The organism is Sneathiella sp., assembly GCF_029233945.1.
Lineage (GTDB): Bacteria > Pseudomonadota > Alphaproteobacteria > Sneathiellales > Sneathiellaceae > Sneathiella.
Genome location: NZ_JARGOQ010000075.1, coordinates 1 through 8,566, shown reverse-complemented (window position 1 = coordinate 8,566; position 8,566 = coordinate 1). Strand labels below are relative to the sequence as shown.

Below are 8,566 nucleotides of genomic sequence, written 5' to 3'. Positions count from 1 at the left end.
CTGGACGGACGGGGAATTCCTGAAGGCAGTAAAGCATGGTATTTCTCCCGCAGGACAGTATTATTTTCCGGCTTTTCCTTACACCAGCTATACCAAAATGACGGACAAAGATGCGCTCGCGATTAAAGCTCATCTGATGTCATTGACACCGGTTGCGAAAGAAAGCCGTCCGCATGATATTTCTGCGCCGTTTTCATGGCGATGGCTGCAATGGGGATGGCGGCTTCTTTTCTTTAAGGACGGACCCTATATTCCTCCCGCGAATGCCAGCGAGACGATTGCGCGTGGCGGCTATCTGGTGGCGGCGCTGACCCATTGCGGGGAATGCCATACACCGCGCAACTTTCTGGGCGGGACGGATGAGAGCCTTTATCTCGCCGGGACCGCAAATGGCGGGGAGGGGGAGAAAGTCTCCAATATCACGCCGGATGCCGCGACGGGGATTGGCGATTGGTCGGAGGGGGACCTCGTTAGCTTCATGAAGGACGGGATGATGCCGGACTTTGATAATGTCCAGGGCAGTATGGAGGAAGTGATCAGTCACAGCACATCCAAACTGACTGATGATGATCTCGCCGCGATTGCCGCTTACCTGAAAAGCATTCCACCGATTAACAACAAAATACAGTAATTTGCCCGCTATATCCCCGAATTTTACTAAAGATTGCGCGAATTGCCGCAGGGGTTCATAATAGCGACATATATGGTTAATCGAGTGAGGCTCTGGTGCGCGTATTTGGTATCCTGGCAATTCTGCTACTTTTAGTGGCTGGTCTGTTTCTCTATCACCGCAGTGACATGTTTTTCGGATCGGATCCGCAGGGCCCGGTCGAAACCGCCGACCCGTCGGGCGCGGATAGCTCGGCCACCGGGGCTGGGGACGGAGATACTGCAAAAGCTGTGGAACAGAGGACGGTTTCGGCAGCCAAAGTCATTGAGAAAAATCTCGACGATACCTCAGATGCGGAAGGCAAGCGTATCGCGCTCGCCCGGCCAAGTTTCGACATTATCCGCATTGACCAGAATTGCGATCTTGTAGCCGCCGGACGAGCGGAGCCCGAGGCGGTGGTTGCCATCTATATCGGCGCGGATAAAACCGGTGAGGTCACCGCATCCGTCAATGGGGAGTGGGTGTTCACATCAAGCAAACCCCTCCCGTCGGGATCGCAAACCGTGAATTTAAGCGCCCGCAATCCTGATGGAGAGGAGCTTGAGTCCGGCAGCCTTGTTATCATGAATGTGCCCGATTGCACGATTCCCGTGGAAGACCGGGTTCCCGCCATTGCCATGCTGGTTCCGAAAGACGATGTGAGCGGCGCGGTGGCTGGCTCCTCGGCGAAGCTTTTGCAGGTGCCCGATGCGAAGGGCGATGTGTCGGCGGCGAAGGATCTGTCGCTCGGGGCCATTAATTATGACGATAAGGGAACGCTTGAGCTTTCGGGCCGCGGGCAACCGGGCAATCGGATAACTGTCTATGTAAACAACAAGCCGGTTGGCACGGCGGAAGTCGATAGCGATGGCAACTGGTCGCTTGTCCCCGATGAGTCCATTCCGGCGGGTAATCACACGCTCCGGATTGATCAGCAGGGGGCGGATGGAAAAATTATTTCGCGCGTCGAGCTGCCATTTCAGAAAACACCGGCGAGCGATGTCGTCCTTGCACAGGCAAGCGGCGGTCTCAGCGCCATTGTCCAGCCCGGAAACAGCCTCTGGCGCATTGCCCGGCGCGTTTATGGCGAGGGGGTGGAATATACCGTGATCTATCAGGCCAATCAGGACCAGATCCGCGATCCCGACCTTATCTATCCTGGCCAGATTTTCACCCTGCCCAAACATGAATAGAGCCCTCTCTCTTATCCTGATGTAGTGACCATCACAAAAAGACGGTTGCAGGGAATTTACCGGCCTTAATTGCCGGGCTTTGCGCTATGTTACTGTATCTTGGGTCAATGCGGATAAATCATGAGCAATCAGACATTCGACAGTCACAGCCAATCCGACACACGGAGTCATTTCTCGACGCTGCGCACTCTTGGTAAGTATCTCTGGGTTGACGGTCGGCAGGATCTGAAAATCCGTGTCGTCATCGCGGTTATCCTTCTTGTGATGGCTGAGGTCGCGTCCGTCTACACCCCTTACATCCTGAAATATATCGTTGACGACATGACGGGGGACGTCAATCCGGTGATTGTCATGCCGGTCGGCCTGATCGTTGCGTTCGGCGTTGCGCGGGTCCTGACGCAGGCCTTCGCCGAGCTCCGCGATGCGGTGTTTGCAAAAGTAGGCCAGAACGCAATCCGTCAGGTTGCGTTGAATACATTCCAGCATCTGCACCGGCTTTCCCTGCGGTTTCATCTGGACCGGCAGACAGGTGGCCTTAGCCGAGTGATCGAGCGGGGCACCAAGGGAATTGAATTCCTGCTCCGCTTCATGCTGTTCAATATTGCGCCGACCTTGCTCAAAATCCTGTTTATCTGCGGGATTTTGCTGGTTCAGTATGGCTGGCTGATGTCAGTGATCACGCTGGTAACGCTGGTCAGCTATATCGTTTTTACCCTGATGGTGACGGAATGGCGGCTTCAATACCGCCGCACTATGAATGAAAAGGATAGCGAGGCCAATACCAAGGCGATTGATAGTCTCCTGAATTTCGAGACGGTGAAGTATTTTGGCAATGAGGGGCATGAGGCCCGCCGGTTCGATAAGGCGCTCGCATCCTATGAGACGGCCGCCGTCAAGAGCAATACGACACTTGCTTACTTGAATATCGGGCAGGGGGTTATTATCAGTATCGGGTTGATTGCCGTCCTGATCCTGTCTGCGCGCGGAGTTGTTGCTGGTGACTATACGGTCGGTGATTTTGTTGCGATCCATGCCTTTATGATGCTTCTCATCCAACCGCTTAATTTCCTCGGCTTCGTTTATCGCGAAATCAAGCAAAGCCTGGTCGATATGGAGAAGATGTTTGAGCTCCTGACGGTCTCGCGCGAGATTGATGACGCGCCGGGGGCGAAACCTCTTGCAGAGGGCGGCGGGGAGGTGGAGTTTCACCATGTCGATTTCGGCTATGAGGACAACCGGCAGATATTGCGCGATGTCTCCTTCACGGTGCCGTCGGGCAAGACAACGGCCATTGTCGGCCCGTCCGGCGCCGGGAAATCGACAATATCACGCATTCTGTTCCGCTTCTATGACGTTGATAAGGGCGATGTGACGATTGATGGGCAGAAAATTAAAGATGTGACGCAAGATTCTTTACGCGCTGCCATTGGCATCGTACCGCAGGATACTGTCCTTTTTAACGATACGATTCGTTATAATATTGCCTATGGGCGCCCCGGGGCGAGCGATGCGGAAATCGAGGAGGCGGCCCGTCTTGCCAGCATCGATAAACTCATCGAGAAATTGCCCGATGGCTATAAAACCATGGTCGGGGAGCGGGGCTTGAAGCTCTCGGGCGGGGAAAAGCAACGCGTTGCGATTGCACGGGCAATCCTGAAACAGCCGAGAATACTTCTCTTTGACGAAGCCACCTCCGCGCTTGATTCCCATACGGAGAAGGAAATACAGGCGAGCCTTGCCGAGGTTTCAAAAAATCGCACGACGCTGGTGATTGCCCATCGTCTTTCCACAGTGGTGGAAGTGGATGAAATCATCGTTCTTGAGAATGGCAGTATTCAGGAGCGCGGGCGTCATCAGGACCTCCTCGCGATGGATGGCAAATACGCCGCCATGTGGAAACGGCAGCAGGAAGCCGCGAGTTATCAGGAGAAACTTGAGCAGGTACTGGATTAAGCGATACTATGGCGTCGATGTTTCGGAACATCATCTTTTTGTTCTTTTTGACGATGACATGCGGTATGACCTAGTTTGAGTAACGGGTCGTATGCCGAAGGGAAGAAAACATGGACACGCTAAAATCAGTACTGGTGCCGATAAATCAGGAAGGTCATCGGTTTATCGCCATATTCGCCGCGATAACCGTTGCCCTTTTCCTGTTTACCTGGCCGCTGCTCGGCTGGATCGGTGTTATCCTGACGCTCTGGTGCGTCTATTTCTTCCGCGATCCTGACCGTCATGTACCAACCGCAGAAGGTTTGATCGTCAGCCCCGCCGATGGGGTTGTCCAGATGATCGAGCGGGCCGTCCCGCCGGAAGAACTCGGCATGGGATCAGATGCGCGCCTTCGCATCAGTGTTTTTCTCAATGTTTTCAACGTACATATCAATCGCGTTCCGCTCGGCGGCACCATCATTCGCCAGGTTTATCGCCCGGGCAAGTTTTTGAATGCGGCCCTCGATAAAGCATCGGAGGAGAATGAGCGCCATGCGGTTCACCTGCGCGACAAGGATGGCAATGACATCGTGTTCGTGCAGATTGCCGGCCTCGTTGCGCGGCGGATCGTCTGCTATCTCACTGACAATCAGGAAGTCCGGACCGGGGAGCGATTTGGTCTTATCCGCTTCGGCAGCCGCACGGATATCTATCTTCCGGAGGGGGTGGAGCCGCTTGTCGGTGTCGGCCAGTCAATGGTTGGCGGTGAGACGATTATCGCCGACCTGAAGGGCAAGAACGAGGCACCAATGGCGCTGGAGGTTCGCTGAATGCCTACCCAACAGCGCCGCCGCTTGCGGTTTATGCCGCTTAACTCCCTGATCCCGAATATGCTCACCATGCTGGCGCTCTGCGCTGGCCTCACGTCCGTGCGCTTCTCGCTGGATGAGAAATGGGAGATGGCGGTTATTGCGATTTTGGCGGCGGGTGTGCTTGACGGGCTGGATGGACGGATGGCGCGGCTGCTGAATAGCTCGTCGAGATTTGGCGCGGAACTTGATTCCCTGTCCGATTTTGTCAGCTTCGGTGTCGCGCCGGGCCTCGTCCTCTTTCTCTGGACGCTTGAAAGTGGCCTTGGCGGTGTCGGCTGGATTATTGCTCTTATTTTTACGGTGTCCTGCGCGCTTCGTCTCGCGCGGTTCAACTCCATGTTGGATGAGAAACAACCTGCTTGGGCCAGTCGTTATTTTACCGGCATTGCCGCGCCGGCGGGGGCGTCTATTTCGCTTCTGTTCATGGTGATGAATTTCTATACGGAGAGCGAACTCTTCCGCTCCGCCATCCTGAATGCCGCCTGGATGCTGTTCATGGCCTTTATGATGGCGAGCCGTATTCCGACTTTTTCAATCAAGCGCATTCGCATTGCCCGTCGCTTTATTATGCCGGTTCTGCTGCTGGTTGGCGGACTGGCGGCGGTGCTTGCGAGTTATCCGTGGCAGTTGCTCTCCTTGATCGCAATTGTCTATATGGCAACCATCCCCTTTTCCATCCTCAGCCATCGCCGATTGCAGGAGCAGGAAACCCGTAAAAATACCGATGCGGAAAATTCCGACGAAGATGACGATGATACAGGCGGGGAAGAAGAGGAAAAGGCTTGAGAGATCTCAAGCCTTTTCAATTTCACCTATAGAAATATCGCTGGGGAAGGGGCCAATGACGGCCTATTCCGCAGGTTCGGGATGAGCGTTTGTCAGGGCCTTCTTCGCAGCCTTTTTCTCACGGCGCCGTTCCAGAAAACTACTGACATTCGCCCCCAGCATCAACAATGACGGTGTCATGATCAGGGTGAGGAGCGTCGCAAAGGTAAGGCCGAACGCCACCGCCGTCGAAAGCTGTACCCACCACTGGGAAGAAGGTGCCCCCGTCACGACCTCGCGGGAGACGAAATCAATGTTGATCTGCAAGGTCATGGGCAGCAGGCCGAAGATCGTCGTGACGGTTGTCAGCATGACGGGACGCAGACGTTGCGCGCCGGTTCTCAGAACCGCCTCCATCGCCTCCATCCCCTGTTTGCGCAGATGCGCGTAAGTGTCGATCAGAACGATATTATTGTTCACCACGATCCCGGCAAGCGCAATGACCCCGACGCCCGTCATGACGATGCCGAACGGCTGACCGGTTATGATCAAGCCGACGAAGACGCCGATGGTCGACATGATGACCGCCGTCAGGATCAGGAAGGCGTGGTAGAAGCTGTTAAACTGCGTCACCAGAATGATCGCCATGATAAAGAGGGCGACGGCAAAAGCCTTGCCGAGGAACTCTCCGGCCTTTTTCTGCTCCTCATCCTGCCCCTTGAACACATAGGATACTTCAGGGTCGATATTTGCCTCATTCACTATCCAGGCCTGGATTTCCTGCACTTTATCATCGACCAAAACACCGGCAGCGACATTGGCCTTGACGGTCATGATCCGTTTGGAATCGGAGCGGCTGATCGTTCCGACTTTCTGACGGGCCTCGCGTTTGACGAAGTTCGAGATTGGCACCATGCCATTACTTGTCATCACCCGCAGATTATCAAGCTGATCAATGCTGCGTTTGTCATCGGGGAAGCGCAGGCGGATATCTATCTCGTCATCCGCATCGTTCGGACGGTATTCATCCGCCTTGATGCCATTGGTGACGAGCTGGATTGTCTTGCCCACGGTCTGTATGTCCGCCCCGAAGCGGCCGGCCTGTGACCGATCGACGGTGATCTGCCATTCAATGCCCGGAATAGGGCGGCTGTCTTCCAAGTCGATCAGGTCGCTGACATTGGTTTCAAGATGATTGCGAATTTTCGCCACCTCAATGGGGAGGAGATCCGGATTGCGCGACGAAAGCTGTATCTGTACATGCTTTCCGGTTGGCGGCCCGTTATCGGGTTTGCGAGCCTCTACAACGATCCCGGTGAGATGGGCCGTGCGTTCGCGAATGTCGGTGAAAACCTCCTCCACGGAACGGCGCTCTTGCCAGTCCTTGAACTCCATCTGGATCGTGCCTATCACATCTTCGGAAACATTTTGGCCTTGCGCTGGTCCGCCTGTCCGTGTGTACAGAGATGTAAAATCATCTATTTTCAGGATTTCTTTTTCGACTTGCCTGACAAGCAGGTCTTTTTCATCTGTGGACATATTGCCGCGCGCATGGACATAAACCAGCGCCATTTCCGGTTCGACATCCGGGAAGAATTCAACGCCGTTGCCATGGGTCGCATAATAGACCTGCACTCCGACAAGGGTTACAAGTCCAAGCACGACAATCTTTGCGGGATGCTTTATGCAGATGGCGAGGAAGCGTACATAGCGCCCCGTAAAACCACCAAGGCTTCGGATATCGCCGCTTTCCGCCGCCGCCAGCGCCGCTAGGCTCTTGGAATTGGTTGAGCCCGCCTTGCCGAATACCGACCCCAGTGTCGGCACGAAGACAAGCGCCATCAGCAACGATCCGGTCAGCGTTGTGATCAGGGTGAGGGGGAGGTATTTCATGAACTCCCCGACCACGCCCGGCCAGAACATCAGCGGCATGAAAACGGCAAGTGTCGTCGCGGTTGAGGCGATAATCGGCCAGGCCATGCGCTTGGCCGCCTGGGCATAGGCTTGCCTCCTGTGAATGCCCTCCGCCATTTTTCGATCGGCAAATTCCGTTACAACGATGGCGCCGTCCACCAGCATGCCAACCGCGAGGATGAGCCCAAAGAGAACTACGATATTGATGGTCAGCCCGATGAGATACATATACAGAATGCCGATCAGGAAAGACCCGGGGATAGAAAGCCCGACAAGGCCCGCTGTGCGGACACCCAGCGCGCTGATCACCACGATCATGACCAGAATGATGGCGCTGATGATATTGTTCTGCAGATCCAGCAGCATGTTCCGGATATCTTCGGACCGGTCCTGCGAATAGGTCACGACCACATTTTCCGGCCAGTAGCTCTGCTCTTCGGCGACGGCTATTTTGACGGCCTCGATCGTCTCGATAATATTTTCGCCGACGCGTTTCTTGATTTCCAGCGCCACGGCAGGTCGACCATTCAGCCGGGCATAGCTGTCGGCATCCTTGAAGGTGCGCCGGATTTCTGTCACATCGCGAAGCGTGACCACGCCTTCATTGTTGACCTTGACAGGAATGTCCAGAACGTCCGAGGCATTTTTGTAAAGACCCGGTACCTTGATGGCGAAACGTCCCTTGCCGGTGTCCATGGAACCGGCGGCAATCAGCTTGTTGTTGGAGACGACCGCATTGGCAAGCTCGGCATTCGAAATCTTGTAGCTCTCAAGCTTTACGGGATCGATGATGACTTCCAGCACTTCTTCCCGATCACCGCCGATATCGGCTTCCAGCACGCCCGGCAGGCCTTCCACCCGATCCTCAAGTTCTTTTGTGAGCTTGATCAGGGTTCTGAGCGGGACGTCCCCTGACAGGGTCACCACAATCACCGGGAAAAGCGCAAAGTTGACTTCATTAACCGTCGGATCATCCGTTTCCTGCGGCAGTTCGGTCTTGGCGAGGTCAACCTTTTCGCGTACATCCTGAAGCGCCTTGTCAACATCGAAACCGGCATCGAATTCGAGCGTGACGGAGGCGTGGCCTTCTGATGCACTCGCGGTCATCTCCTTGACGCCCTCGATTGAGCGGAGCTCCAGCTCCATTGGCCTGATCAGCAGGCGTTCCCCGTCCTCAGGAGAAATGCCCTCATGGGTCATGGACACATAAATGATCGGGATATTGATATCCGGATCGGATT

Annotated in this window: 6 protein-coding genes; 5 read left to right on the top strand and 1 reads right to left on the bottom strand. The window is 54.9% G+C overall.

Annotated features, from left to right (window positions below):
* The 5 genes from P1U71_RS16645 to P1U71_RS16625 form a co-directional block, all read left to right on the top strand.
* The coding region (locus P1U71_RS16645) for a cytochrome c (protein ID WP_301106796.1) at window positions 1-631 on the top strand (631 nt) is incomplete at its 5' end.
* A gap of 95 nt (window positions 632-726) precedes the next feature.
* Window positions 727-1,842 carry a LysM peptidoglycan-binding domain-containing protein gene (locus P1U71_RS16640; RefSeq protein ID WP_301106794.1) on the top strand — a complete coding sequence of 372 codons (1,116 nt, stop codon included), beginning with the start codon at window positions 727-729 and terminating at the stop codon, window positions 1,840-1,842.
* 120 nt (window positions 1,843-1,962) lie between these two features.
* Window positions 1,963-3,795, top strand: coding sequence for an ABC transporter ATP-binding protein/permease (locus tag P1U71_RS16635; RefSeq protein WP_301106792.1), 1,833 nt, complete (start codon window positions 1,963-1,965; stop codon window positions 3,793-3,795).
* 110 nt (window positions 3,796-3,905) lie between these two features.
* Complete coding sequence (locus tag P1U71_RS16630; protein ID WP_301106790.1) at window positions 3,906-4,604, top strand: phosphatidylserine decarboxylase; 699 nt, start codon at window positions 3,906-3,908, stop codon at window positions 4,602-4,604.
* Window positions 4,605-5,432: a phosphatidylcholine/phosphatidylserine synthase gene (locus P1U71_RS16625; RefSeq protein ID WP_301106788.1), complete on the top strand. Its 828-nt coding sequence runs from the start codon at window positions 4,605-4,607 to the stop codon at window positions 5,430-5,432.
* Between the two features lie 63 nt (window positions 5,433-5,495).
* On the opposite strand, the gene P1U71_RS16620 is transcribed toward P1U71_RS16625, so the two are convergent.
* A partial coding sequence (locus P1U71_RS16620) for an efflux RND transporter permease subunit (RefSeq protein ID WP_301106786.1) occupies window positions 5,496-8,566 on the bottom strand: 3,071 nt, incomplete at its 5' end.